Genomic DNA, 22,340 nt, shown 5'->3' on the forward strand with positions numbered 1-22,340 from the left:
CCTTAAAGACCGGTCAGGGGGGTCAGAATTTCGAATCCGGCAACGTAGTACACTTGCCCTGTTTCTGGATCAGTTTTCAGCATTGAGTCTGCGAAGTAACGGCTGAAACGAGCCTGGGACTCAACATATTCAAGACCGGAATTGGGCAGAGTCGACATCACAGCACTCGATGTAGCGTCCAATTTACGAATCATCCCGTAACCGTAGTCGTCGTGACTAGCCACCTCAGAAAGCGCGGTGTTGAGATAGCTTTGAAGAGCGCTCTCGCCAATGATGCCAGCCTGGTAGTCATCATAAGCCTGGGAAAGCTGCTTGAAACTCGATCGAGCCGATGCGTATGTGGGCTGACCCGTTGCATCGAAATCATCAATTAATTCGTCCCGCTGGGCCGGGGTCAGATCTTCACGCAGATACCCAAGGTCGATCAGGTATTCGTAGACCTTTCTGTCTTCCGACAGGGCGAGAATCTCGTCAGCATTTTGCTGGATATTAAAAGCCCGGGACTCGACTGCCTGTGCAGACGTATTGATGCCCATGATTTCATAGCGTTGGATCAGAGTGTCATTACCCTTTGACATATACACGTCGTAAGTGCCCAGAACCGGCTGCTCTAATTCGGAAGCAACGATAGAGATATCGGAACCAGTGAAAGATAGAGTAAAGCTTTCACTGGGCTGAACCGGCTCGATTCTATCGATGGTGTTGCGAGCAGGGACACTGTCAGTTGTGTCCTCCGCGATAGAAAATTCAACTTTTTCGTTAATACGGACAGTCTGCGGTTTGTCACTGCCACTGCCACTGCCACCGCCACCGCCACAACCTGTGGCGAAAAGCGCTACTGCTATGCATGATGCAAACGCTTTGCTAGATCTCATTCAATTTCCTTATTTTGCGAACTCTTCATCTGCTAATGCTTTTTGGTAACTTTTTTGTTCAGCAACTTTTTAATTAACGCCATTGGAGGCATCTACGAGGGGGTTCCCAGTGGGGCTATTTCGAGAATTGGTTTTGTATGCCTTGACTAATTCCCCGTTGGTATCGAAGCGGACAATGGTTGTTTCGTTCGTATTTCCACCAAAATGACGGATTTCTGTATACGGGTAGGACCAAATTTCTTGGCCATTGCTCTCATTGATTTCGGGCGGGAATCCCAGAATTTGCTCAACTTCAGCCGAAGTCATGCCAGACTGCAGGCGATCCAGATCTTGATCGGACACTTTCACTCCGTTCGTATACGGCTGGAACAACCCACCTACGGCATTGCCAACACCTTCCGCAACGGCCCCAACCCCCTCCTTTACACCTTCTGCGGCATTCGAAAATGCGCTCTGGTTTCCACCAGAGGTTGCACAACCAGAGAGCGCAATAGAAGCCAAAACGACCGCGCAAAAAAGCTTTACGTGTTTCTCATTCACTTTGAGATCCTTTTATTTGGTTCCATGAAAAAAACCCAGCAAAGAGGAGCCGGGCTAAGAATAGGAACCTATCACTTCCCTCCCTAAGAAGCTGTACAGTGTTTAGTCAAATGGACCAAAAAAACTCCGTTTAACAACCTTTTACACATATCATGATCATAACCCCCTCTTTGACTGATGTTGCTCGCACAGAGAACCGTTCTTTTGAATTGCAGGCCAAAACGCACAGATCACTCTTGAACAAAATGGCCCGGATACCTTCTACAATCTACAACTATCGGAAGCTCGACGACGGAAAAGGGAGTACTGGAATGAAGGCGATTATCGGCGCTGCAGGTCGAATTCTTCCACTCGTGAATACAACCGCAAATACCACGTATACGGACAAGGGCTCGCTCAATACCTGTACTGACAACAGAGGCAACAACCATAGTTCGGCAACCAGACCTACGTGACATGGCACAGAGGCCGAAACCGATGCAGCAGGTCATGGAACCCGGCAAAGTAATGAGTCCAGGCGCTGCTAGCCGATTTACCGGACACGCTTGAGTCTGGAATTACGCCGTAGAATGGCCAAGCTAGTAAGACATCTATGCATGCATAGTATGTGGCAAGGGCCTATTAATCGGCCAGATACAAGGGTAACAATCTGTTGTGAGACCTGAGGATGAAGGGCTTAACTGATGAGTTATTGCTCCCGGGGTTGGAGCAAGAAAGATATGCACGAGAGCGAGGCAATTCGCAAACACTACCGTCTGGTGGTGCCACCGAAGCGGGCTCGATCCACGCTGACGTGCATCAACCAGTGCAAAGCCGAGTCGTAAGGTTCTCAAAATATGAGTATCGGAAGGGATAGGATCGAGGTTTTTGGTGCCCAGGAAGGGCCGTTTCAGGCCTCGAAAAGTTTTCTCAGAATTTTCTCGGTGCAGAATGCAACTATTTTGGTGTGCTGCAAACCGTTGGAATTACTGGGGAAAATTGGAGGCGCGGGTCGGAATCGAACCGGCGTACACGGAGTTGCAGTCCGCTGCATAACCACTCTGCCACCGCGCCGGAAAAGATCGAAGGGATCAGATCTTTGTGCTCTCAGGTGGGCATTGAGAGACTTGATATTGGAGCGGGAAACGAGATTCGAACTCGCGACCCCAACCTTGGCAAGGTTGTGCTCTACCAACTGAGCTATTCCCGCTCTTTGTTTCCGGGGCATTGCCTCGTCAACGGCTGGGTATTCTACGGATTACGCTTCTGCCGTCAATACTTTTTTTCAAGTTTATGTTTTATAGGGATTTGTTGGTTAAATAATGTTCGGGTCGGTATAATGCACATAACTCAACGGGGTGCCCGGTTTATTCATCAGGGGCTGAGACCATACCCGCGGAACCTGATCCGGCTCGTACCGGCGAAGGGATTGAGTGCTCACCGTACCGGTGACGCCGCGGCATGGTTCCCTGACCGACATAAGGACTCGAACCATGCCAAAGCTTATCCTCTTCCTGCTGGCGGGCGTTGCCCTGCCCCTCCTCGCGCATGCACAGGGCAACGAGACTCTGACCGTCTACACGCACCCATCCTTCGCGGCCGAATGGGGGCCTGGTCCGGGCGTTAAGGCGGCCTTCGAGCAACAGTGTGACTGCACTCTCGACTATGTAGTGCTGGAAAGCGGAGGTGACATACTTCAGAGGCTCCGTCTGGAAGGCAGTTCTACCGGGGCGGACGTTGTTCTTGGGCTGGATACGGGCACCATGGAGACCGCTCGCCAGACCGGTTTGCTTACCCCCCATAAAATCGGGCTTGATGCGCTCGATCTGCCGGTGGACTGGGACGACTCGCTTTTCGTTCCATATGACTGGGGCTACTTTGCCTTCGTCTACGATACCGAACAGCTGCCCAACCCGCCGGAAAGCCTGGAAGAACTGGTCAATTCGCCGGACGACGTCCAGATCATTATCCAGGACCCGCGCACAAGCACCCCGGGTCTCGGCCTGTTGCTCTGGATGAAAGCGGTCTACGGCGACCAGGCCGGCGAGAAATGGCAGGCGCTGAGCGACAACATCCTGACGACCACCAAGAGCTGGAGTGACGGCTACTTTTCGCTGTTTATGAACGGGGAGGCACCCATGATCCTCTCCTACTCAACTTCGCCCGCCTATCACATGGCCATCGATAAGACCGACCGGTATCAGGCGGCACAATTCAAGGAAGGTCATTATCTGCAGGTGGAAGTGGCTGCGCTGGTGGAACCCTCTGATCAGAAAGCGCTCGCGCGGGAGTTCCTTCAATTTATCCTGACACCGGACTTTCAGCGTCATATTCCGCTCAAGAATGTGATGTACCCGGCCATTGATCTCGGCGATGAGTTACCTGCGGTGTTTGATCGATTGATTCAGCCAGAGGCAACCCTGTTTATTGATCCGGCCGAGGTGGCCGAGCAACGCAAAGCCTGGCTCGATGAATGGCTCAACGCCATGATTCCGTGATGCAACGATCCTTATCGGCGCCACTCAGTCGCCCTGCCTGGCAGGTCGTGCCAGGCCTGATTATCGCGCTTGTTCTGCTGGCACTGACCCTGGCCGGTCTGGCGGCGCTGGTGTGGCGGGCTCCCTTGCCTGCGGTGTCCGAGCTCTGGGAGAATCGATACCTGGCCAACGTTATTCGATTCACTGTCTGGCAGGCCACGCTCTCGACCGTCATAAGCCTGAGCCTGGGGCTGGCAATCGCGCTGGCTCTGGTCCGGCAACCTCGGTTTCCGGGCCGTAGCCTGCTGTTGCGTATCATGGAACTGAGCCTGGTTTTGCCAACCATCGTGGCAGTATCGGGCCTGATTGGTATTTATGGCCGCCAGGGCTGGCTGACCACTCTGGTGGGCGACTGGACGTCCGCTAGCTGGAATCTTTACGGGCTGAAAGGGATCTTACTGGCACACGTCTTTTTTAATGCGCCACTGGCCGGCCGCATTCTGCTTCAGGCACTGGAATCAGTGCCGTCGACTCAGCGGCGCGTGGCCAGCCAACTGGGTCTCAGAGGCTGGTGGCTATGGCGAACGCTGGATTGGCCCGCGGTACGAAGCGTGTTACCAGCACTCTGTGCCCTTGTATTTACCCTGTGTTTTACCAGCTTCGCCATTGTTATGACGCTCGGAGGTGGGCCGGCATCCACCACACTTGAAGTGGCCATATACCAATCCCTCCGTTTCGAGTTCGATTTTGGCCGTGCCGCCCAGCTCGCCATGGTGCAATTGTCAATCTGTGGGGCACTTTGGTTACTTGTCGTGCGACGAGGCGTGACGCATGATTTCGCACCAAATCGAAGGTTCGCGGAAATGATCCGCCGTCCCGATTGCCGGGGTGCGACCCGGTTCAGGGACAGAGTTTTACTGTTCACTTTTTCCCTGTTTTTAATGCTACCACTGGCCGCAATCCTGCTTCGTGGCCTGCCTGGGTTGGCCACTGTCGCCCTCGAAGCTGGCAATCCGCTACTCGATCTGGCGAATGCGACGCTGCGCAGTTTTGCCATTGCCCTGCCTGCCGGTGTCTTTTCTGTGATGTCCGGCCTCTTGATTCTGACGCTTGCCAGCCGAGGCAAAACATTTTCAAAAATTTCCTCCATAGCGTCAGCGTTGCCCCTGATGGTGCCACCCATTGTTCTGGGGACGGGGCTGTTTCTGCTGCTTCGCCCGGCCCTTGGGCAACCCTCCGAGGGGTTGGCACTGGTGGCGCTGATAAACGGGCTGATGGCCCTGCCCTTTGTAACGCAGTTACTGAAAGGTCCTCTGACCGCACTGGATGAGAACACCGTGCGCCAGGCAGACCAGTTGGGATTGCTTGGCTGGTATCGCTGGCGCTGGCTGCACTGGCCGCGGCTGAAGCGCCCGATGGCCCTGGCAATGGCCTACGGAACCGCACTCTCTCTCGGGGATTTCGGCGTCATCGCCTTATTCGGAACGCCGGGCCAGCCTACCCTCCCGGTACTGCTATACCAGCAACTTGGCAGTTACCGTATGGAATTGGCGGCCGGCACTGCCCTATGGCTCATTGCGATGTTGTTACTGGTGTTTGCCGCCTTCAATCTTGCCAGCCACGAGCGCGGACACCGTAAACATTCGAAAAGTACCATCGAGACCCTCGCGGAGGCCCGTCATGCTTGAGGTAAAGGATCTGACCTTCCGCTATCCCGGCACGGATGCCTCCTGGAACTTTACGTTCCAGGTTAACCCATGCGAATGCATTGCCATTCAAGGTCCGAGCGGTTCGGGAAAATCCACGCTTCTGAACCTTCTGGCAGGGTTTCTGACGCCTGAATCCGGCTCTGTTCACTGGAACGGTGAGTGTCTGGAAGATCGCCCCCCATGGGATCGCCCCATCACCAGTCTGTTTCAGGAACATAATCTGTTCGAGCATCTGGATGTTCAGACCAATATCGGCCTGGGCATCCACCCCGGATTAAAACTCAGCACGGATCAAAAAAGGGCAATCTCCCGAGGGCTTGCCAACGTTGGCCTGGCGGGCTTCGAACGGCGGATGCCGGGCGATCTCTCCGGCGGTCAGCGCCAGCGAGTCGCCTTGCTGCGCGCGCTTCTTCGAGATCAACCCATCCTTCTGCTCGATGAACCTCTCACCGGGCTGGACGCCGAGGCACGAAATCAACTGCGTGAGTTACTGAAGAACCACAAGGCGAAAGGCAAAGTGCTGATACTTGCCAGCCATGACGCGGAAGACAGAAAGATACTGGCGGATAAGCAGCTGAATCTCTAAGCTGTCGTTAGCTTGATATTCAATAACTTCCCGAGTCCCGGACGCATCTGCAGATGGCATCACCCCCTTCCCAGTCCCAGGCATCTGAGCAGGCCGGTTCGCCAACCGGCAGGGTCCGATTCCATTCGGGCCGCCTGACCATTCAGGGTGATTGGACACTTGCGTGCTTTTATTCCCTGAAGCACCAATTGGCCGCACTCACTGACGATGCTCGTGCACCCGAAAACCTGGACCTAACAGGTCTGCAGAAGATTGATACAGCAGGCGCATCGCTGATCGGCTCCTTCCTGGGGCCCGATACCCTGAAACACCATGTGGCCAGTGATGACAGCCTCTCCAGGGAAAAGGCTGCCCTGCTTATGGCGGTTGCCGATTCTCTGACACGCGTGGCAAAACCCGAGAGACCCAAGGGTTCGTTAATACGCCGATCTCTTGGCAACACCGGCCAGAAAGTGGAATCAATTGCTCTTCTGCTGTGGGTGTTAACGGGATTTATCGGCCAGACACTCGGCACCCTGGCCTGGAACCTTCCGAGGCCCTGGCGCTGGCGCATGACCCCCTTCGTCGCGGCCGTTCATGATACGGGCCTGAATGCCCTGCCCATCGTGGCATTGCTCACATTCCTGGTGGGCGCTGTGGTGGCGTTTCTGGGGGCAACGGTTCTGGATGATTTTGGCGCGACCATTTATACGGTCAACCTGGTGGCATTCTCGTTCCTGCGGGAATTTGGCGTGCTTTTGGCCGCGATCCTTTTGGCGGGTCGGACTGCCAGCGCCTTTACCGCCCACATTGGCGCCATGAAGGTCAACGAAGAGCTTGATGCCATACGCACCCTGGGCCTGAATCCCATTGAACTGCTTGTTCTGCCCCGGGTAATGGCAATGATGGTGAGCCTGCCCATTCTCACCTTTGTGGGCATGATCTCGGGCATGGTTGGCGGCGCCATGGTCTGCGCCCTGGTGCTGGACATCTCCCCTACCCAGTTCACGGCCATAGTGCAGCGGGACATTGCTCTGCAGCATTTCTTCGTAGGCATCGTCAAGGCACCGATCTTTGCATTTCTGATTGCCGTGATTGGCTGCCTGGAGGGATTCAAGGTGGCTGGCAGTGCACAATCGGTGGGCGAGCACACCACCTCCAGCGTGGTTCAGTCCATCTTCATGGTAATTCTGCTGGATTCCATTGCTGCACTATTCTTTATGGAAATGGGCTGGTAAGCATGGCGGTTATGGCAGTATCCCCGAACCCTGAATCAAGAAACGAGCCGGTGATTTCCGTACGGGATCTTTGCAACCGCTTTGGCGAACACATTGTGCACGAAAACCTTGACCTGGATCTGCTTCGGGGGGAAATACTGGGTGTGGTTGGCGGGTCAGGAACCGGCAAAACCGTGCTTTTGCGCAGTATCGTCGGGCTGAACACGCCCGCCTCGGGCCATATCCGGGTGTTTGGCGAGGATCTTATCCAGCTTTCGGCGCGGGCACGTTCCCGCATAGAGCAACGCTTTGGTGTTTTGTTCCAGGGTGGCGCCCTGTTTACTTCGCTGAACCTGCAGGAGAATATCGCCGTTCCGCTGATAGAACACGCCGGCCTGAAGCGGCCCGAAGCGGAGCAGCTGGCTCGTATGAAGCTGGCTCTGACCGGCTTGCCCCCTGATGCGGCGGTACGCTATCCGTCTGAGCTTTCCGGCGGCATGGTAAAGCGGGCAGGCCTGGCCCGGGCCCTGGCCCTTGATCCGGAAATCCTGTTTCTGGATGAGCCCACAGCCGGACTGGACCCGATTGGCGCTGCCGCTTTCGACAGACTGCTCGTGACGCTTCGGGATGCTCTGGGACTCACCGTGTTTCTGGTCACCCATGATCTGGACACCCTTTACTCAACCTGTGACCGGGTTGCGGTACTGTCACAGCGCAAGGTTCTGGTTGCTGATACGCTGGAGGCAGTTGCCGCCACGGAGGACGAATGGATTCAGGACTACTTTAACGGGCTCCGTGGCCGGGCAGCCAGCTACGCATTCAGGGATCATTCGAACACACGGAATCAGGAGCAGTAACCATGGAGCCGAGGGCCCACCACCTGATCATTGGCCTGTTTACCATCCTGGCCTTTGCGGCAGCGCTGATCTTTTCCCTTTGGCTGGCGAAATCTTCCGCCGATCGGGAATGGGGCTATTACGAAATCCTGTTCGACCATGCCGTGGGTGGCCTGTCCGAAGGCAATCCTGTGCTCTACAGCGGCGTTCAGATTGGTGATGTGGTGGAGCTGAGTCTGGACCCGGACAATCCCGGCCACGTCCGGGTGCTGGTTCGAGTTGATCAGTCGGTTCCCATTCGCGAGAACACCAAAGCAGGCCTGGTGCTCGCGAACATCACCGGCAGCATGAGCGTTCAGTTCAGCGGTGGAAGTCCGGACCAGCCAGCGTTGAAGGGCGATCGTGATAACCCGTCGGTCATCGTTGCCGAGCCCTCGGCGTTCAATAGCCTGCTGGCCAACGGCGAACAACTCCTGGCCAAGGCGGACCAGCTGCTTACCAGCGCTACAGAGCTTTTATCCGGTGACAACATCGAGAACGCATCGGCCATCCTGCAAAACACGCGCGAAGCCACGGATGCACTCGTCGCCCGGCGTGACCAGCTTACCGCCCTACTCGACCAATTCGATGCCGCCGCTGTTCGCGCAGAGGAAGCCGCCATCAAAGTGTCCAGAGCTTCCGATAATGCCAACAAACTACTGCAAACCGATGGGCAACGGGTTCTGAAATCCATGGACAGAGCCCTCGCCGTTATAACCACCACCATGACGCGGATTGATGAGCTTACCCGCAACAATCAGGGGGCAATGGATGCAGGGCTTCAGGGCATGGGAGAGTTGGCACCCGCGCTGAGGGAACTGAGGGCCACCCTGCGCAGCCTGAATCAGTTTACTCACCGCCTGGAGCAAGATCCCACGGGCACTCTGTTCGGCAATGAAACGATGAAGGAGATGGCACAGTGACATTGAGGTCAATCAGAAATGTGACGCTTCTCCTCGGTGCTGCCTTTGCCAGCGGCTGCACGGTGTTTCCAAACCCGGAACCACCCAGGATTATGGACCTGGCTGTTGTCCAGGTGGTCCCGGAGGCCGAGCAACCAATTATGGCATCGCTTCGCGTAGACACGCCCTACGCCTCGGAGCCTTTTAACGGATCGCGGATTCTGGCCAAGCCCACACCTCACGAGTTCCGGGCCTACGAGGGGACCCGTTGGAGGGACACCGCGCCAGTGGTGGTCAGGGATACACTGGTCACTAGCCTTCGGAACAGTAACGCCTACACGAACGTGATTACGGATACCAACCCTGCGCAGGCTGAGTTGTCTCTGGTCACCGAACTCTCGGCGTTTCATTCGGAAACCCCTGCAAAAGGGCCGCAGGTGGTCATTGAGCTGCACCTGCAGATGATTCACAACCGTTCGCGGGCCCGACTGTGCACCCACATTGTGCGAATTGTGGAGCCGGCCTCAGGCACATCGGTTGACCAGATTGTTGAGGCCTTCGGAACCGCTGGCAGCAAGCTGGCTGCCAGGGTGATTGACTGGGCTACGACGTGTGACTATCCGTCTGGCCTGATGCCTTCTCAGGGAACAGATCAGCCCAGGCAGCCTTGAGGTAAAGCCCCATGGACCAGAGCGTCAGAATCGCGGCAATATAGAGCAGACCCAGAGCGACATTAGCCCAGAGCACGCCGGGAGGAAACGCCAGAAGGCCAACAATTGCGGCCATCTGCGCGGTGGTTTTGATCTTGCCAATGTAGGAAACCGCCACACTGTTGCGGCTGCCGATTTCCGCCATCCATTCCCGCAGTGCGGAAATGACTATTTCACGGCCGATGATCACAGTAGCCGGGATCGTCAGCAGAATCGCCGAGTGTTCCTCGATCAGGACAGCCAGCGCAACGGCCACCATGAGTTTGTCTGCCACCGGGTCGAGAAACGCGCCAAAGGGCGTGCTCTGGTCGAGTTTGCGGGCCAGGTAACCGTCGAGCCAGTCCGTGGCTGCCGCCAAACCGAAAATGGCCGCACTCACGAGGTAGCTCCACCCCACCGGCAGGTAAAAGATCACCACAAACACCGGAATCATTATGATGCGGGAGAGGGTGAGGATGTTTGGTAAATTCATGCTGTCCTTACTCGTCGTGCAATGCTGCGTATATGGTTTCGGCCAGTGATTTACTGATGCCCTGCACCTTGGCCATCTCATCAACCCCGGCCTTGCGGAGTTCCTGTATTCCGCCAAAGTAACGAATCAGGTCGCGACGCTTCTTCGGCCCCACGCCCTCAATGCCTTCCAGTGTAGACTGCCGCCGCTTTTTGTCCCTGCGGGCCCGGTGCCCGGTAATCGCGAAGCGGTGGGACTCATCCCGGATGTGCTGGATAAGGTGCAACGCTGGCGAATCCGTCGGCACCCGGAACACATCGCCGGTCATGGCGTCAATCAGCTGCTCCATGCCTGCACGTCGGGTCACGCCCTTGGCAACACCAATCAGCGGGATGTCTGAAATCTCAAGCTCATCAAAGACTTCCCGGGCAATGTTCAACTGCCCCTTACCACCGTCGATGAACACCAGATCCGGGCGCTTGCCCTCCCCGGCCACCATCCGCTTGTAGCGACGGGAAAGCACCTGACGCATGGCGGCGTAATCATCGCCGGCAGTGACGCCTTCGATATTGTACAGCCTGTAATCGCTCTTCAGGGGGCCATTCTCATCGAAAACCACACAGGATGCGACGGTATTTTCCCCGTGGCTGTGGCTGATGTCGAAACACTCCATGCGCGACGGGGTCTCAGCCAGCTCCAGCAGGTCGCGTAGGGCCAGTAACCGCCGGTACACCGTTTCCTTGCTGGCAAGGTGTGTGAGCAATGTCTGACGGGCGTTGGTCATGGCCAGTTCAAGCCAGCGACGTCGTTCACCCCGAACATTGCCGCGAATCCGGGTTTCCCGGTTCGCCGACTCCGTGAGTGCCTCGGCCAACAGTTCCTGACCTTCCACCTCAACCGGTACCAGGATATCCCGTGGAATCTCCCGGCGGGTGTTGCCACCAAAATAATACTGGCCAAGGAAGGCGCTGAGCAGTTCGCCTTCGGCCTGCTCGATGGAGTAGCGCGGGAAGTAGTCCTTGGTGCCCAGCACCCGGCCACCGCGCACAATGATCACCACGATGCAGACGATACCCGCATCCTGGGCAATGGCGATCACATCCGCGTCGCCGCCCTCGCCGTCTACCGACTGCTGCTCCTGAACATGGCGCAGATGGTTGATCTGGTCCCGGTAAGCCGCCGCTTTCTCGAACTCCAGATTCTTCGAGGCGGCTTCCATGGCATTCATCAGATCGTGGAGGATCGCCGGGTTCTTGCCCTCCAGAAACATGCTCGCATGGCGGATGTCCTGCTGGTATTCCTCTGGCGTAATATAGCCCACACAAGGTGCCGTGCAGCGGTTGATCTGGTATTGCAGGCACGGCCTTGTTCGATTCCTGAAAAAGCTTTCACTACAGTTTCTTATGCGGAAAATCTTCTGTAGTACATTAAGACTTTCCTTGACCGCGCCCGAGCTGGGAAACGGCCCGAACCAGGTGCCGCCACCTTTTTTGGTCCGTCCACGACGAAACGTAAGCGAGGGGTAATCACTGTGGGAAGACAGATAGATATAGGGGTAGGACTTATCGTCACGGAGCAGGATGTTATAGGGCGGCCGTAACGATTTGATCAGATTCTGTTCGAGCAGCAGCGCCTCGGTTTCACTGCCGGTAATCGTCACCTCAATAGAGGCAATCTTGCTTACCAGAGCTTCCGTTTTGGGTGCCAGGCCGGTCTTGCGGAAGTAGCTGCCAACCCGCTTTTTCAGGTTGCGGGCCTTGCCCACGTACAACACCGAACCACCCTCGTCGTACATTCGGTAGACGCCAGGCCGCTCGGTAAGCTGTTTCAGGAAGCTCTTGCTGTCAAACTCCCCGATGTGGGTACTCTCAGGGTCAGACCTTGTCGGCATCAAGCAACCCGAGCCGCACTGCCATCAGGGCCAATTCAACATCACTGGAAATTTCCAGCTTCTCGAAAATCCGGTAGCGGTAGCTGTTTACGGTCTTGGGGCTCAGGCAGAGTTTGTCCGAGATGTCCTGAACTTTCTGGCAGTCCACTACCATCATGGCAATTTGCATTTCCCGCTCGGAAAGCCGGTCGAACAGCGTTAGCTCGCCGTCTTCGTCCCGGTCGCCACCGCTGAGCTGTTTCAAGGCCATTTTCTGGGCAATTTCCGGACTGATGTAGCGCTGGCCAGTGTGGGCCATACGAATGGCGCGCACCATCTCTTTGATGTCAGCACCTTTGGTGATGTAAGCCGTGGCGCCGCTTTGCATGACGCGGGTCGGATAGGGATCGTCCGCGCAGGCGGTTACCACAATCACGCGAATGGAATCATCAATGCGGAGTATACGACGGGTTGCCTCGAGGCCCCCGATGCCCGGCATGCGGATATCCATGAGTACAATGTCCGGCCGCTCCTGGCGGACGAAATCAATGGCATCCTCTCCGGATGACGCCTGCCCGATGACTTCAATGTCCGGGTTGTCAGCCAGCATCCGGGTAATACCGGACCTCACCAGCTCATGGTCATCTACAACCAGTACCCTGATCAAAATTCACCTCGCACACGGCTTTCGGGAAAACAGCGCGATTGTAACGTTTAGTTCCGGTCCCGGGTAGGTGCAAACACAAATACCGTGACACACCCGACGCCTAAACCGGCACACCAAGCCCGGCGGTGTTTTCCACAGGGTCAAACCAGACCACCAGATCTCCCCGGCGCACCGCAGACATTACCCTGCTCTGTTCGCCCATGGGGTTTTCGGTGTCGTTCAGACCGTGGTATCGGGTGCAGTACTCTTCCACCAGGCCCTGAAGCTGATCTTCCGTCAGCAACTCGGTGTCAACGATGAATTTTTCCTGTCTGGGATCTTGCTCGGGCTGGTTTTCGGTGGTGTCAGTCATGCTATCTCCTGTGAAGTTCCATGGTACGGATAAACGCCGAGGGAATGAAGGTGACAAGCTTTTGAAAACCAAAGCTGACTTTCCGGCTGGCTTCAAAAAGCCTGACGAATTCTCTATGATCGCCGCTTTCTGACCGTTTGGATGCCAATGAACCAGTCCGTTTTCAGGCTCACGTTACCCATTCTGTTCGGCTATCTGCCGCTCGGCATGGCTTTTGGGGTGCTGTTTACAACACAGCTCGATTACGCCTGGTGGGCGGCACCTCTCATGGGCCTTGTGATCTACGCAGGGGCTGGCCAGATACTGGCCGTGAGCCTTCTGGCCGTCAACGCTGGCCTGCTGGAAGTATTTATCGCGATGTTTGTTCTGAACGCCCGCCATCTGTTCTACGGTCTTTCCCTGCTTGGCCAGTTCAAGGGCGCCGGTTGGCGCAAGCTCTACCTGATTTTCGGTTTAACGGATGAAACCTATTCCCTGCTTACGAGTCGCCCACGCGGACCTGACCGGGCTCATGAACAGGAGGTGGATTTCCGGATTACCGGCTTCAACCAGTGTTACTGGGTGGCGGGATGCGCGATCGGTGCACTGCTTGGCGAAAACGTGGCCTTTGACAGCACAGGTATTGAGTTCGCACTGGTCGCCCTGTTCATTGTTTTGACGCTGGAACAGTTCAAGGCCCTGGGCGAGGGCTTCCCGATCTGGCTTGGAGCCGCTGCGGCGGGTGTCGCTATGCTGATTCTGCCATCGGCACACCAGCTGATTGGCGCAATCGCCCTGGTGACCGCTGTCCTCTTGTTGGAATACCGGAAGAGTCGCGGGCAGACACCGCACAAGGAGAACAGCCATGGGTGAATCCGGCTATCTGGCAGCGTTCATTGCGGTAGCAGCAATCGCAACCTTTGCCACTCGGGTAATTCCGTTCCTGTTTTTCGAACGGCATACGGAACACCCGCTGGTCCGCCATCTCGGGCGCTACCTTCCTGCGGCGGTTATGGCTTTGCTGGCGACGGTGTTCCTGCAGCGTTCGGCGGACTGGTCTGGCTCATGGTTAGGGTTTGATGCCCTGCTTCCCGGCGCTCTGGTGATCATCGTTCACCTCTGGCGCAGGAATGCCCTGCTTTCCATCGCAGCCGGGACCATCAGCTACATGGCCATCCAGCAAGCCGGACTCTGACCCGGCTTAAACTACATCCTGTTTTCGAGATTGGCTACAAGCCGGGAATCCTGCAGGGCGGCGGTACGGTGTTTGACCACGCCTTTGTATTCCGGGCTTTCGATCATGGCCATGAAGGCATCGATTGAGGGGTAGCGAACCAGCAGCACCTGATCCCAGGATTCATCCGGGGGCGCAATAAGCGATCCGACGCTGCGACCAGACCAGATTACTTCCGCGCCCACTGACTTTACGCAGGCAGCCGCCTCCTCCATATACACCGTATAGGCTTCACGGCCAGTTCGCACCGGCGCCTCTTCCTTGTAGTTGGCCCGATCGCGGAAGCGCAGCAGATTCAGCATCACGACGGGCTGGTCTTTCGGGGTATCCGCAAGGACTTTTTGCAGCTGTTCGGGGGTGGGATTAACGGCGTCCATCCATATCCTCTTCTTCTCGTGGTTCCGGGCCTAACTATAGCCCAGCCCCAATATGTACACGCAAGCGATTTTATTACCTTTCATCCAGATTGCTCTTTTTACCTTCTGAGTTCGTAGGGCTACAGTGAAGGAAACGCATAATCCATAAACGAGAGGACGATATGGCTAGCCTCACGATTAACGGCGAGCGTTATGAGCTCGACGTGCCTGACAATATGCCCCTGCTCTGGGTCATCCGCGATGTTGTAGGCCTCAAAGGTACAAAATTTGGATGCGGTATGTCCCAGTGCGGTGCCTGCACCGTTCACCTCAACGGAACAGCGATCCGCTCCTGCGTAACACCGGTCTCTGCCGCCAGCGGCGATATCACCACCATTGAAGCCATGGCTGACGATCCGGTTGGCAGCAAGGTTCAGCAGGCTTGGCTCGATCTCGGGGTGGCCCAGTGTGGTTACTGCCAGGGTGGCCAGATCATGAACGCCACAGCCCTACTGAAAAAGACCCCAAATCCTGAAACCGGAGAAATTGTGGATGCCATGGCAGGAAACCTCTGCCGTTGTGGCACCTACAACCGCATCCTTGCAGCGATTGAGCGGGCTTCGGGTAAGGAGGGTGAAGCATGAGCGCCGATGACAACTTGATGATTGCCAACGTCAGCCGCCGCCGTTTCCTTATGGGCCTGGCTGGTGGCTCCGCTCTGGTGCTGGCGGCCCGTTGGGATGTGGCTCTGGGTGGCAATGAAAAAGCTCAATTTGGCGCCGGAGCAATGCCCGGCGGCTGGGTGGACGACCCCAACGTATTTATCCATATCGATGCTGATGGCCTTGTCACCATTGTGAACAACCGGTCCGAAATGGGTCAGGGTATCCGGACCAGTCTGGTGATGGTCGGTGCCGACGAGCTCGGCGCAGACTGGGACCAGGTGAGAGTCGAACAGGCCGAGGGCGATCACAGCAAATACGGCAACCAGAACACCGACGGTTCCCGAAGCATGCGCCATTGGTATCAACCCATGCGCCGCGCCGCAGCAGCGGCCAGGCAGATGCTGGAGCAGGCGGCCGCCAATGAATGGAGCGTGCCCGTCAGTGAAGTTCAGGCTGGTGTACACAGCATCGTCCACAAACCTTCGGGCAAGGAACTCGGCTTTGGTGAACTTGCCGCCAAAGCACGGGAGCTCGACGTTCCCGGACGCAATGACCTGGTGCTCAAGCGCGATGACGAGCTCCGATTCGTCGGTAAGGAAACCGGTCTGATCAACGGTGAGCTCAAGTCGGCTTACCCGAAAGCGATCGACGGCGAAGATATCGTGACCGGCCAGGCCGTGTATGGGGCTGATGTGCCATTTGAGAATCTGCTCTACGCCGTGATCGCGCGTCCACCGGTTTACGGGGCAACAGTCGCCGATTTCGACGATACCGAAGCTCTCAAGGTGCCCGGAGTTGAGAAAGTCCTGGAGGTCGAGGGCACCGGCCAACCAGCGGGCTTCAGCCCGCTCGGCGGGATTGCCGTTGTGGCGTCCAACACCTGGGCCGCCATGGAAGGTCGCAAGGCTCTGAAAATTGACTGGAATCTGGAGCCTGCTGGAGACAACGCCGGCTACACGTCGTCTGCCTATCGGGAATCCCTTGAGAAAGCGGCGCAGCAACCTGGCAAGGTGGTCCGCCAGCACGGCGATCTGGACACAGCTCTTGAGAACGCCAGCAAGCGGGTCTCCGCCACCTATTACATGCCCCACATGGCACAGGCTCCCATGGAGCCGCCGGTTGCGACAGTGCAAATCAAGGACGGCAAAGCCCAGGTGTGGGCACCGGTGCAGAATCCGCAGGCGACCCGCGATACGGTAGCCGGCCGACTGGGCATGGATGCGGAAAATGTCACCGTGCACGTTACCCTGCTCGGTGGGGGCTTCGGGCGCAAGTCGAAACCGGACTTTGCCATTGAAGCGGCCAGTATCGCCGAGACTTTCAAAGGTCGGCCTGTCAGGTTGCAGTGGTCAAGGGAAGACGATATTCACCACGCCTATTTCCATGCTGTCTCTGTCGATTACCTGGAGGCTGGACTGGATAACAACGGGCAGGCCACCGGCTGGCTGCACCGGACCCTGTCACCCAGTATCGGCTCGCTGTTTGCGCCCGACCCGAAACACAAGGGTGAGTTTGAACTGGGCATGGGCTTTAACACCATGCCGTTCTCGGTGCCGGCCCTGAGGCTGGAAAATCCGCCAGCGCCCGCGCATGTGCGCATCGGCTGGTTCCGCTCGGTCTACAACCTGCCCCATGCCTGGGCGATCCAGAGCTTTGCCCATGAGATGGCGGTGGCCGCCGGCAAGGACCATCGGGATTACGTTCTCGACCTGCTCGGCCCGGACCGGGAGATTCACAACCTGACGGTGGGCGATGGCTGGAATTATGGCGAAGATCCCGATCTCTACCCCATCGACATCGGGCGCATGCGTAACGTGATTGAGCGGGTAACCAAAGAGGCAGACTGGGGCAAATCCCTGGGCAAAAACCGCGGGCTTGGCCTGGCCTTTCACCACAGTTTTGTTTCCTACACCGCGATCGTGTTTGACGTGGAAGTGGATGACCAGGGTGAGCTTACCATCCACCGCGCAGACATCGCCTTCGATTGCGGACCGCAGGCCAACCCAGAGCGGATTCGTTCCCAGCTGGAAGGCGCCATCGTGATGGGTATTGGCATCGCGCTTCAAAGCGAGGTGACCTTTGAGGACGGCGTGGCGCAACAGGGCAACTTCGACAAGTTCCTGATCCCCCGCATGCCGGATGCACCCAAAACCCTGCGGGTTCATCTGGTGGACAACCCGGATGAGGCCATGGGCGGTGTGGGTGAGCCAGGACTGCCCCCGGTAGCGCCGGCACTGTGCAATGCAATCTATGCCGCAACCGGTAAACGCATCAGACGCTTGCCCGTTGGCGACCAACTGAAAGCCTGAAACTGATCAGGGCCCCTCGGGGCCCTGTTTTTATGCTGCTGCCCCTCTCCGCCCCATACCTTCGTGGTATTCCCATAGCATCCTAGCTTTCTCCCCGCTTATAATTCAGGTAAACCCAGTCACTCTCCTCGACCCAACGGCCACCCTTGATGACCCTGATCGATCTGTTCCTGCAAACCATGGAAACGACACTGCCCGTGTTTGCCATGGTCTTTATCGGCCTGGGACTTCGCCGGATTGGCTGGATCGACAATGCGTTTGTGAACACTGCCTCGGCGCTGGTGTTCAAGGCCACCCTGCCGACCCTGGTATTTTTAAGCATCATCCGGGCCGATCTGGATACCGCGTTCAATCCGGGCCTTCTGGTCTTTTACCTGGGCGCGACTCTGGGGAGTTTCGCCACCACCTGGCTCTGGGCCCGCTGGCGTGTGGTTCGGGAAGATCGCGGAGTTTACGTGCAGGGCGCGTTTCGCGGTAACTGCGGTATCGTCGGCCTGGCGCTGGCCGCCAATCTTTACGGAGACTTCGGCCTCTCCGCTGGTGGGATCCTGCTTGGCCTGGTGATCATCTCCTACAACATCCTTTCGGTGATCGTGCTGGTGGCCTACCAGCCAGGGCAAACAACGGACTGGACGAAGATTTTTCACGACATTATCCGCAACCCGCTCATTCTGGCAGTGTTTGTGGCTATTCCCTTCGCCGCCCTGGATATCACATTGCCTGGTTGGGTCATGACCAGCGGCGACTACTTTGCCTCGCTCACCCTGCCCCTGGCCCTGTTGTGCATCGGCGCCACCGTATCCCTGAGCGCGATCCGAAGCGACAGCAAAACAGCGCTTGGCTCAAGTCTGTTCAAGATGGTGATATTGCCCACACTATGTACGGGCGCGGCGTGGCTGGCAGGTTTTCGGGGTTCCGAGCTTGGCCTGATGTTCCTGTTCTTCGCCAGCCCGACGGCAGCCGCCAGTTTCGTGATGGTAAAGGCGTTGGGCGGCAATGACCGGTTGGCAGCCAATATCATCGCAGTGACTACACTGCTGGCGAGCATTACTGTCACTCTGGGGGTCTTTGTGCTTCGCAGCGCTGGCCTAATCTAGGCCTCGCCCCGCCCTATGGATTCGATAGCGTCCATGCCTGCCTGGCAGCCGCCAAGGTAACCACCACCGAACAGGTTGTAGTGGTTCAGATAGTGGTAAAGGTTGTAGACCTCCCGCTTGACATCATAAACCGATGTTCGCGGATAGTGCGTGTCGTAGGCCTGGTAGAACGCCTCGCCGAAGCCTCCAAACATTTCTGTCATGGCGATATCGGCTTCACGGTCACCGCAGTAAACGGCCGGATCAATCAGCCAGGGGCCGTCAGCATCATAGAGCACATTGCCGTTCCAGAGATCACCGTGGAGCACGCTCGGGTGATCACAGTGGGCGTTCAGCCATTCCGTCAGCGCACTCCGGTGCTCATCCAATAGCTTTTGAAACCGACTTCTCTGGCTGGTGTCACGAATGCGTGAGACCTGATAGCCAAGACGGTCCCGAACAAAAAACTCACCCCAGTTGTCACACCAGCGATTGGGTTGCGGTGAGAGACCAATGTAATTATCCCGTCCCCAGCCGTAGGCCTTCTGACGCAGACCGTGCATTCTGGCCAGCCCCTCACCCAGCACCGCACGCGCCCGATCTGAGCGACCTGAAGACCGGATGGCGGTGATTTCGAGTTCGGTTTCATTGACCAGGTAAACATTCGGAACCCCGATTCCAGTCACACCAGCCTCATCAAGCGCTCTGGCAAGGCGCTCCAACCCCTCCGCTTCACAAATCAGGGCATCGGAATAACCAGTCGCATTGTGTTTCACATGGGTATTGGCCATCGGATTTGGCGCTCCTTGAAGTTGTCCTGCCAGAACCGGTAGATTGAAATAAAGCCTGACACGACAGAACGAGCGGGAGCAAACCATGGACACCAAACGCTGGAAACTTCTGGTATCCGGACGAGTACAGGGAGTTTACTACCGCGCCTCCACGGAGCAGAGGGCATCCTCCCTGGGCCTCACGGGTTTCGCCCGCAACCTGCCCGATGGTCGGGTCGAGATTATCGCCGAAGGGCCGGAAGACCGATTGAATCAACTGAAAACCTGGTGCGCGGAAGGGCCACCGGATGCCAGGGTGGACACCGTCGATATTGCGCCGGAATCGCCAACCGGGGAATTTCGCGATTTCAGCGTTCGCTAGTCAATTCGCCGTAGCCAGAAGGCCATGGGCTTGGCGTATGGTTTAATCTGGTCACCGCTGAGCCAGCGTATTGAAACCGCCATAAACTACTCCCTGTCGAAAGGTCGGAGCATGCAAAAAGACAAGCCGTTTTCCCAAGCCTGCGAAAACAATAAGGCGCCGATTCTGGAAAAACTGACGGCGCTTTTCAAACAGCCGGGCACTATTCTGGAAATCGGCACGGGCACCGGTCAGCACGCAGTGCACTTTGCCAGCCACTTACCTCATCTGGTTTGGCAGCCCACGGATCACCCTCAGAACGCCCAGCTCTCTCTGGCGTGGATCGACGACTCAGATCTTGCAAATATCCGCCCACCCATTGCCCTGGATGTGCTGAAAGGAGACTGGTCCGGGCTGCCGGCCATCGAAGGCGCATTTTCCGCCAATACGGCGCATATCATGGCCTGGGAAGAAGTGCAGGCGATGTTTCGTGGTGTTGCTGCGTCCTTGCCCAGGGACGCAATCTTCTGCCTGTATGGGCCCTTCCGCTATAGCGGGCGGCACACCAGTGAGAGCAATGAGCGGTTTGACCTTTCGCTCAGAACACAGGCGCCGCACATGGGGATTCGGGATATGGAGGATCTCAAGGCGCTCGGTGAGGAAACCGGGCTGGCGCTTGAAGAGGATTTTGAGATGCCGGCTAATAATCGGTTGTTGGTTTGGCGGCGAATTCAGTAAGGGAGCGCAAGATCAAAACTGGTCCGCCAGTGTTCCGGTCATTTTCGGGTCACAGCGACGGACCAGAGTTCCTTATGGCTGCTGGCTACAGCAGGTCAGAATTTACTGAAGACAGCATCTTGCCAACCGTATCGTAGGCATTCGAGGGCATCCAGTTACGATTCGAGCCCAGGTAACTTTCCGGGTCAAGCTCGAGGAGTCCGATAAGCACCTCAGCAACGATCCTGGCGCCTACCGGCCCCAGCCCCTCGCCCGGCTCAAAATTGCCGGGAGACGATTCTCTGCCAACAACCTCCGCCTCTGCCAATATGTATAGCCACAGGGGCGCCCCAGACGTTACCTCGCCGTTCGACATAGCGTTTATCCTGGCCATGACAGCGCCGACTTCGGCCTCCGCCCGACCCATTTCCCGAGCGATCGTATCACCCCCGGGAAGTCTGAAGCTGTTGCCCCTGAGCAGATTCCTTGTCGCCAGGGACTTTTCACCGCCATCTGGCACGAAGGGGAGCTCCAGAAGGTCACCTGCCATTAATGTGTCGAGCTTTTCAGCTCTTTGAACAACGCGATTTTCAGACGTGAAAAACAGCTCATGCCAATCAACCACGGCCCGGGTATCACCCACCGGGGAAAACCCGCGGCCGAGAATCTGTCCGAAGAACTCGAAAGCCGTATCGCCTTTCTGGACCTGGATCTTCATCGGCACCATGGAATGGCCAAAGCGATATGCAGCAACAGCAAACTCGATGGGAATGAACGGTACGCTGCACTTATAAAAGAGGCGTCCCTGGCTCAACACATCATCCACAACCGCCTTGCCGCACATGGCAACCAGAAAGTCATTCACAACCACCCATTGGTAATGCCATGTGACCTCGCGACGGGCCTCTTCAAAAAGCTCTTCTCCCTTCAGGTCATGACCATCAGCTGCGGCCTCAGCACGGAGTTTGTCGCAGATCGCGTTATGAAACTTGATGAAGCCTAGCTGCATCTGGCTGATGATTCGGTTTTCATCGTTCCGGGGGTCACCAATAATGGCACTCCCTGTTGGAACTCTTAATAGATCATTTTTGCGCCGGTCATCAGCGCCAACTTCATCGGCACCCGTGAGCAATTTGGCGTTGTTGAAAGGAGCGGTTTGATTGTAAAGATAGGGCTGCGCTTCCGGACCGTTGCCGTAGATCGAGTCCAGATCCAGGGTCGGTGTGCGGACATTTGCAGTTTCATTGGGATGATTCACTGAAGCGAAGCTGGAACTGGTATCCAGCGTTATATCGTGATCAATAAACTGCCCAAAAATAACCATCCCGACAGGCACCGTTGACGTCCGATCGCTCGCTCCGCCATTGTCCATCGGGCCGCCGACCTTGCCGATGCTCTGCAAAACAGTTGGTGAAACGTAAGAATGCGCCAGATGAGGAAACATCCATCCAAAACGGTCTTCCCGGGAAGGCTGGTAATCTACCCTGCAATGCTCGGGCAGCCCGCTAAGATCTTGCATACCATGGTAATGGCTCATTGTCTCTCCCTCGATAATCATCAGATAAGGCGTGGAGACACCCTACTAGCCCCAATTGCTGTCCTTTGCATATTGACCAATCGGTAATTCAAGGTATCTGACAACGAAACGGTAGCTCTTTAAATGGTTAGCATCAAGAACTAAAGA

The 22,340-nt window shown here is 56.6% G+C and carries 24 protein-coding genes, 2 tRNA genes and 1 riboswitch; of the genes, 15 read left to right on the plus strand and 11 right to left on the minus strand.

Going from position 1 to position 22,340, the window contains the following annotated elements; all coding sequences use genetic code 11:
* Positions 1–2: 2 nt before the first annotated feature.
* Positions 3–875, minus strand: a complete 873-nt coding sequence (locus tag CFT65_RS12665) for a hypothetical protein (protein WP_088828498.1) — start codon at positions 873–875, stop codon at positions 3–5.
* 69 nt (positions 876–944) lie between these two features.
* The gene (locus CFT65_RS12670) at positions 945–1,415 is read right to left on the minus strand and encodes an outer membrane protein assembly factor BamE (RefSeq protein ID WP_088828499.1); all 471 of its coding nucleotides are present in this window, start codon (positions 1,413–1,415) and stop codon (positions 945–947) included.
* 683 nt (positions 1,416–2,098) lie between these two features.
* Here CFT65_RS12670 and CFT65_RS19060 point away from each other — a divergent pair.
* The gene (locus CFT65_RS19060; protein WP_172408493.1) at positions 2,099–2,239 is read left to right on the plus strand and encodes a hypothetical protein; all 141 of its coding nucleotides are present in this window, start codon (positions 2,099–2,101) and stop codon (positions 2,237–2,239) included.
* A 155-nt stretch (positions 2,240–2,394) separates the two neighbouring features.
* Here the strand turns inward: CFT65_RS19060 and CFT65_RS12675 are convergent.
* Positions 2,395–2,468, minus strand: a tRNA-Cys gene (locus tag CFT65_RS12675).
* 60 nt (positions 2,469–2,528) lie between these two features.
* Positions 2,529–2,604, minus strand: a tRNA-Gly gene (locus tag CFT65_RS12680).
* 134 nt (positions 2,605–2,738) lie between these two features.
* A riboswitch (TPP riboswitch) is annotated at positions 2,739–2,840 on the plus strand.
* Between the two features lie 47 nt (positions 2,841–2,887).
* Between CFT65_RS12680 and thiB the strand changes: the two genes are divergently transcribed.
* Genes thiB through CFT65_RS12715 form a run of 7 tightly spaced genes read left to right on the plus strand, consistent with a single transcriptional unit; the run spans position 2,888 to position 9,810 of the window.
* Positions 2,888–3,892, plus strand: coding sequence for a thiamine ABC transporter substrate binding subunit (thiB, locus tag CFT65_RS12685; protein WP_088828500.1), 1,005 nt, complete (start codon positions 2,888–2,890; stop codon positions 3,890–3,892).
* Positions 3,892–5,559, plus strand: coding sequence for a thiamine/thiamine pyrophosphate ABC transporter permease (thiP, locus tag CFT65_RS12690; RefSeq protein ID WP_088828501.1), 1,668 nt, complete (start codon positions 3,892–3,894; stop codon positions 5,557–5,559). The genes thiB and thiP overlap by 1 nt, the downstream gene beginning before the upstream one ends.
* Positions 5,552–6,166, plus strand: coding sequence for an ATP-binding cassette domain-containing protein (locus tag CFT65_RS12695; RefSeq protein ID WP_088828502.1), 615 nt, complete (start codon positions 5,552–5,554; stop codon positions 6,164–6,166). The genes thiP and CFT65_RS12695 overlap by 8 nt, the downstream gene beginning before the upstream one ends.
* A 53-nt stretch (positions 6,167–6,219) precedes the next feature.
* Positions 6,220–7,383, plus strand: coding sequence for an MlaE family ABC transporter permease (locus CFT65_RS12700; protein WP_088828503.1), 1,164 nt, complete (start codon positions 6,220–6,222; stop codon positions 7,381–7,383).
* A gap of 11 nt (positions 7,384–7,394) precedes the next feature.
* Complete coding sequence (locus CFT65_RS12705) at positions 7,395–8,219, plus strand: ABC transporter ATP-binding protein (protein WP_088829551.1); 825 nt, start codon at positions 7,395–7,397, stop codon at positions 8,217–8,219.
* 2 nt (positions 8,220–8,221) lie between these two features.
* Positions 8,222–9,160, plus strand: coding sequence for an MlaD family protein (locus CFT65_RS12710; RefSeq protein ID WP_088828504.1), 939 nt, complete (start codon positions 8,222–8,224; stop codon positions 9,158–9,160).
* The gene (locus CFT65_RS12715) at positions 9,157–9,810 is read left to right on the plus strand and encodes an ABC-type transport auxiliary lipoprotein family protein (protein WP_141103820.1); all 654 of its coding nucleotides are present in this window, start codon (positions 9,157–9,159) and stop codon (positions 9,808–9,810) included. The genes CFT65_RS12710 and CFT65_RS12715 overlap by 4 nt, the downstream gene beginning before the upstream one ends.
* On the opposite strand, the gene pgsA is transcribed toward CFT65_RS12715, so the two are convergent.
* The 4 genes from pgsA to CFT65_RS12735 all read right to left on the minus strand — a co-directional run bounded on the left by pgsA (position 9,743) and on the right by CFT65_RS12735 (position 13,189).
* Positions 9,743–10,321 (minus strand): CDP-diacylglycerol--glycerol-3-phosphate 3-phosphatidyltransferase, encoded by a 579-nt coding sequence (gene pgsA / locus CFT65_RS12720; RefSeq protein ID WP_088828506.1) that lies wholly within the window; start codon positions 10,319–10,321, stop codon positions 9,743–9,745. The genes CFT65_RS12715 and pgsA overlap by 68 nt on opposite strands.
* Positions 10,322–10,328: 7 nt before the next feature.
* A complete protein-coding gene (gene uvrC, locus CFT65_RS12725) occupies positions 10,329–12,191 on the minus strand; it encodes an excinuclease ABC subunit UvrC (protein ID WP_088828507.1) in 1,863 nt (620 codons plus the stop codon).
* Positions 12,175–12,837 carry a UvrY/SirA/GacA family response regulator transcription factor gene (gene uvrY, locus CFT65_RS12730; RefSeq protein WP_088828508.1) on the minus strand — a complete coding sequence of 221 codons (663 nt, stop codon included), beginning with the start codon at positions 12,835–12,837 and terminating at the stop codon, positions 12,175–12,177. The genes uvrC and uvrY overlap by 17 nt, the downstream gene beginning before the upstream one ends.
* 100 nt (positions 12,838–12,937) lie before the next feature.
* A complete protein-coding gene (locus tag CFT65_RS12735; RefSeq protein ID WP_088828509.1) occupies positions 12,938–13,189 on the minus strand; it encodes a hypothetical protein in 252 nt (83 codons plus the stop codon).
* A 147-nt stretch (positions 13,190–13,336) separates the two neighbouring features.
* Here CFT65_RS12735 and CFT65_RS12740 point away from each other — a divergent pair, with 147 nt between their 5' ends.
* Positions 13,337–14,041: an AzlC family ABC transporter permease gene (locus CFT65_RS12740; protein WP_088828510.1), complete on the plus strand. Its 705-nt coding sequence runs from the start codon at positions 13,337–13,339 to the stop codon at positions 14,039–14,041.
* Positions 14,034–14,363 (plus strand): branched-chain amino acid transporter permease, encoded by a 330-nt coding sequence (locus tag CFT65_RS12745; protein WP_088828511.1) that lies wholly within the window; start codon positions 14,034–14,036, stop codon positions 14,361–14,363. The genes CFT65_RS12740 and CFT65_RS12745 overlap by 8 nt, the downstream gene beginning before the upstream one ends.
* An 11-nt stretch (positions 14,364–14,374) precedes the next feature.
* On the opposite strand, the gene CFT65_RS12750 is transcribed toward CFT65_RS12745, so the two are convergent.
* Positions 14,375–14,779 carry a DUF1330 domain-containing protein gene (locus CFT65_RS12750; RefSeq protein ID WP_088828512.1) on the minus strand — a complete coding sequence of 135 codons (405 nt, stop codon included), beginning with the start codon at positions 14,777–14,779 and terminating at the stop codon, positions 14,375–14,377.
* 161 nt (positions 14,780–14,940) lie between these two features.
* Here CFT65_RS12750 and CFT65_RS12755 point away from each other — a divergent pair, with 161 nt between their 5' ends.
* The 3 genes from CFT65_RS12755 to CFT65_RS12765 all read left to right on the plus strand — a co-directional run bounded on the left by CFT65_RS12755 (position 14,941) and on the right by CFT65_RS12765 (position 18,829).
* Positions 14,941–15,402 carry a (2Fe-2S)-binding protein gene (locus CFT65_RS12755; RefSeq protein ID WP_088828513.1) on the plus strand — a complete coding sequence of 154 codons (462 nt, stop codon included), beginning with the start codon at positions 14,941–14,943 and terminating at the stop codon, positions 15,400–15,402.
* The gene (locus CFT65_RS12760; RefSeq protein WP_088828514.1) at positions 15,399–17,732 is read left to right on the plus strand and encodes a xanthine dehydrogenase family protein molybdopterin-binding subunit; all 2,334 of its coding nucleotides are present in this window, start codon (positions 15,399–15,401) and stop codon (positions 17,730–17,732) included. Before CFT65_RS12755 ends, CFT65_RS12760 begins: the two co-directional genes overlap by 4 nt.
* Positions 17,733–17,881: 149 nt before the next feature.
* Positions 17,882–18,829 (plus strand): AEC family transporter, encoded by a 948-nt coding sequence (locus tag CFT65_RS12765; RefSeq protein WP_088828515.1) that lies wholly within the window; start codon positions 17,882–17,884, stop codon positions 18,827–18,829.
* On the opposite strand, the gene CFT65_RS12770 is transcribed toward CFT65_RS12765, so the two are convergent.
* Positions 18,826–19,599 (minus strand): fructosamine kinase family protein, encoded by a 774-nt coding sequence (locus tag CFT65_RS12770; protein ID WP_088828516.1) that lies wholly within the window; start codon positions 19,597–19,599, stop codon positions 18,826–18,828. The genes CFT65_RS12765 and CFT65_RS12770 overlap by 4 nt on opposite strands.
* Positions 19,600–19,684: 85 nt before the next feature.
* Between CFT65_RS12770 and CFT65_RS12775 the strand changes: the two genes are divergently transcribed.
* Complete coding sequence (locus CFT65_RS12775) at positions 19,685–19,960, plus strand: acylphosphatase (protein ID WP_088828517.1); 276 nt, start codon at positions 19,685–19,687, stop codon at positions 19,958–19,960.
* A 111-nt stretch (positions 19,961–20,071) separates the two neighbouring features.
* Positions 20,072–20,677 carry a DUF938 domain-containing protein gene (locus tag CFT65_RS12780; protein WP_088829552.1) on the plus strand — a complete coding sequence of 202 codons (606 nt, stop codon included), beginning with the start codon at positions 20,072–20,074 and terminating at the stop codon, positions 20,675–20,677.
* Positions 20,678–20,762: 85 nt separating this feature from the next.
* Here CFT65_RS12780 and CFT65_RS12785 read toward each other — a convergent pair whose 3' ends face one another.
* Complete coding sequence (locus CFT65_RS12785) at positions 20,763–22,193, minus strand: peroxidase family protein (protein WP_216360441.1); 1,431 nt, start codon at positions 22,191–22,193, stop codon at positions 20,763–20,765.
* Between the last annotated feature and the right edge of the window lie 147 nt (positions 22,194–22,340).

Source organism: Marinobacter sp. es.048 (assembly GCF_900188435.1).
Classification (GTDB): domain Bacteria; phylum Pseudomonadota; class Gammaproteobacteria; order Pseudomonadales; family Oleiphilaceae; genus Marinobacter.

What these genes read in the sequence shown, in the direction of transcription:
- CFT65_RS12665 (WP_088828498.1), bottom strand. Translation starts at nt 875, where the DNA reads ATGAGATCTAGCAAAGCGTTTGCATCATGCATAGCAGTAGCGCTTTTC.
- CFT65_RS19060 (WP_172408493.1), top strand. Translation starts at nt 2,099, where the DNA reads ATGAGTTATTGCTCCCGGGGTTGGAGCAAGAAAGATATGCACGAGAGC.
- thiB (WP_088828500.1), top strand. Translation starts at nt 2,888, where the DNA reads ATGCCAAAGCTTATCCTCTTCCTGCTGGCGGGCGTTGCCCTGCCCCTC.
- thiP (WP_088828501.1), top strand. Translation starts at nt 3,892, where the DNA reads ATGCAACGATCCTTATCGGCGCCACTCAGTCGCCCTGCCTGGCAGGTC.
- CFT65_RS12695 (WP_088828502.1), top strand. Translation starts at nt 5,552, where the DNA reads ATGCTTGAGGTAAAGGATCTGACCTTCCGCTATCCCGGCACGGATGCC.
- CFT65_RS12700 (WP_088828503.1), top strand. Translation starts at nt 6,220, where the DNA reads ATGGCATCACCCCCTTCCCAGTCCCAGGCATCTGAGCAGGCCGGTTCG.
- CFT65_RS12705 (WP_088829551.1), top strand. Translation starts at nt 7,395, where the DNA reads ATGGCAGTATCCCCGAACCCTGAATCAAGAAACGAGCCGGTGATTTCC.
- CFT65_RS12710 (WP_088828504.1), top strand. Translation starts at nt 8,222, where the DNA reads ATGGAGCCGAGGGCCCACCACCTGATCATTGGCCTGTTTACCATCCTG.
- pgsA (WP_088828506.1), bottom strand. Translation starts at nt 10,321, where the DNA reads ATGAATTTACCAAACATCCTCACCCTCTCCCGCATCATAATGATTCCG.
- uvrC (WP_088828507.1), bottom strand. Translation starts at nt 12,191, where the DNA reads ATGCCGACAAGGTCTGACCCTGAGAGTACCCACATCGGGGAGTTTGAC.
- CFT65_RS12735 (WP_088828509.1), bottom strand. Translation starts at nt 13,189, where the DNA reads ATGACTGACACCACCGAAAACCAGCCCGAGCAAGATCCCAGACAGGAA.
- CFT65_RS12740 (WP_088828510.1), top strand. Translation starts at nt 13,337, where the DNA reads ATGAACCAGTCCGTTTTCAGGCTCACGTTACCCATTCTGTTCGGCTAT.
- CFT65_RS12745 (WP_088828511.1), top strand. Translation starts at nt 14,034, where the DNA reads ATGGGTGAATCCGGCTATCTGGCAGCGTTCATTGCGGTAGCAGCAATC.
- CFT65_RS12750 (WP_088828512.1), bottom strand. Translation starts at nt 14,779, where the DNA reads ATGGACGCCGTTAATCCCACCCCCGAACAGCTGCAAAAAGTCCTTGCG.
- CFT65_RS12755 (WP_088828513.1), top strand. Translation starts at nt 14,941, where the DNA reads ATGGCTAGCCTCACGATTAACGGCGAGCGTTATGAGCTCGACGTGCCT.
- CFT65_RS12760 (WP_088828514.1), top strand. Translation starts at nt 15,399, where the DNA reads ATGAGCGCCGATGACAACTTGATGATTGCCAACGTCAGCCGCCGCCGT.
- CFT65_RS12765 (WP_088828515.1), top strand. Translation starts at nt 17,882, where the DNA reads ATGACCCTGATCGATCTGTTCCTGCAAACCATGGAAACGACACTGCCC.
- CFT65_RS12770 (WP_088828516.1), bottom strand. Translation starts at nt 19,599, where the DNA reads ATGGCCAATACCCATGTGAAACACAATGCGACTGGTTATTCCGATGCC.
- CFT65_RS12775 (WP_088828517.1), top strand. Translation starts at nt 19,685, where the DNA reads ATGGACACCAAACGCTGGAAACTTCTGGTATCCGGACGAGTACAGGGA.
- CFT65_RS12780 (WP_088829552.1), top strand. Translation starts at nt 20,072, where the DNA reads ATGCAAAAAGACAAGCCGTTTTCCCAAGCCTGCGAAAACAATAAGGCG.
- CFT65_RS12785 (WP_216360441.1), bottom strand. Translation starts at nt 22,193, where the DNA reads ATGAGCCATTACCATGGTATGCAAGATCTTAGCGGGCTGCCCGAGCAT.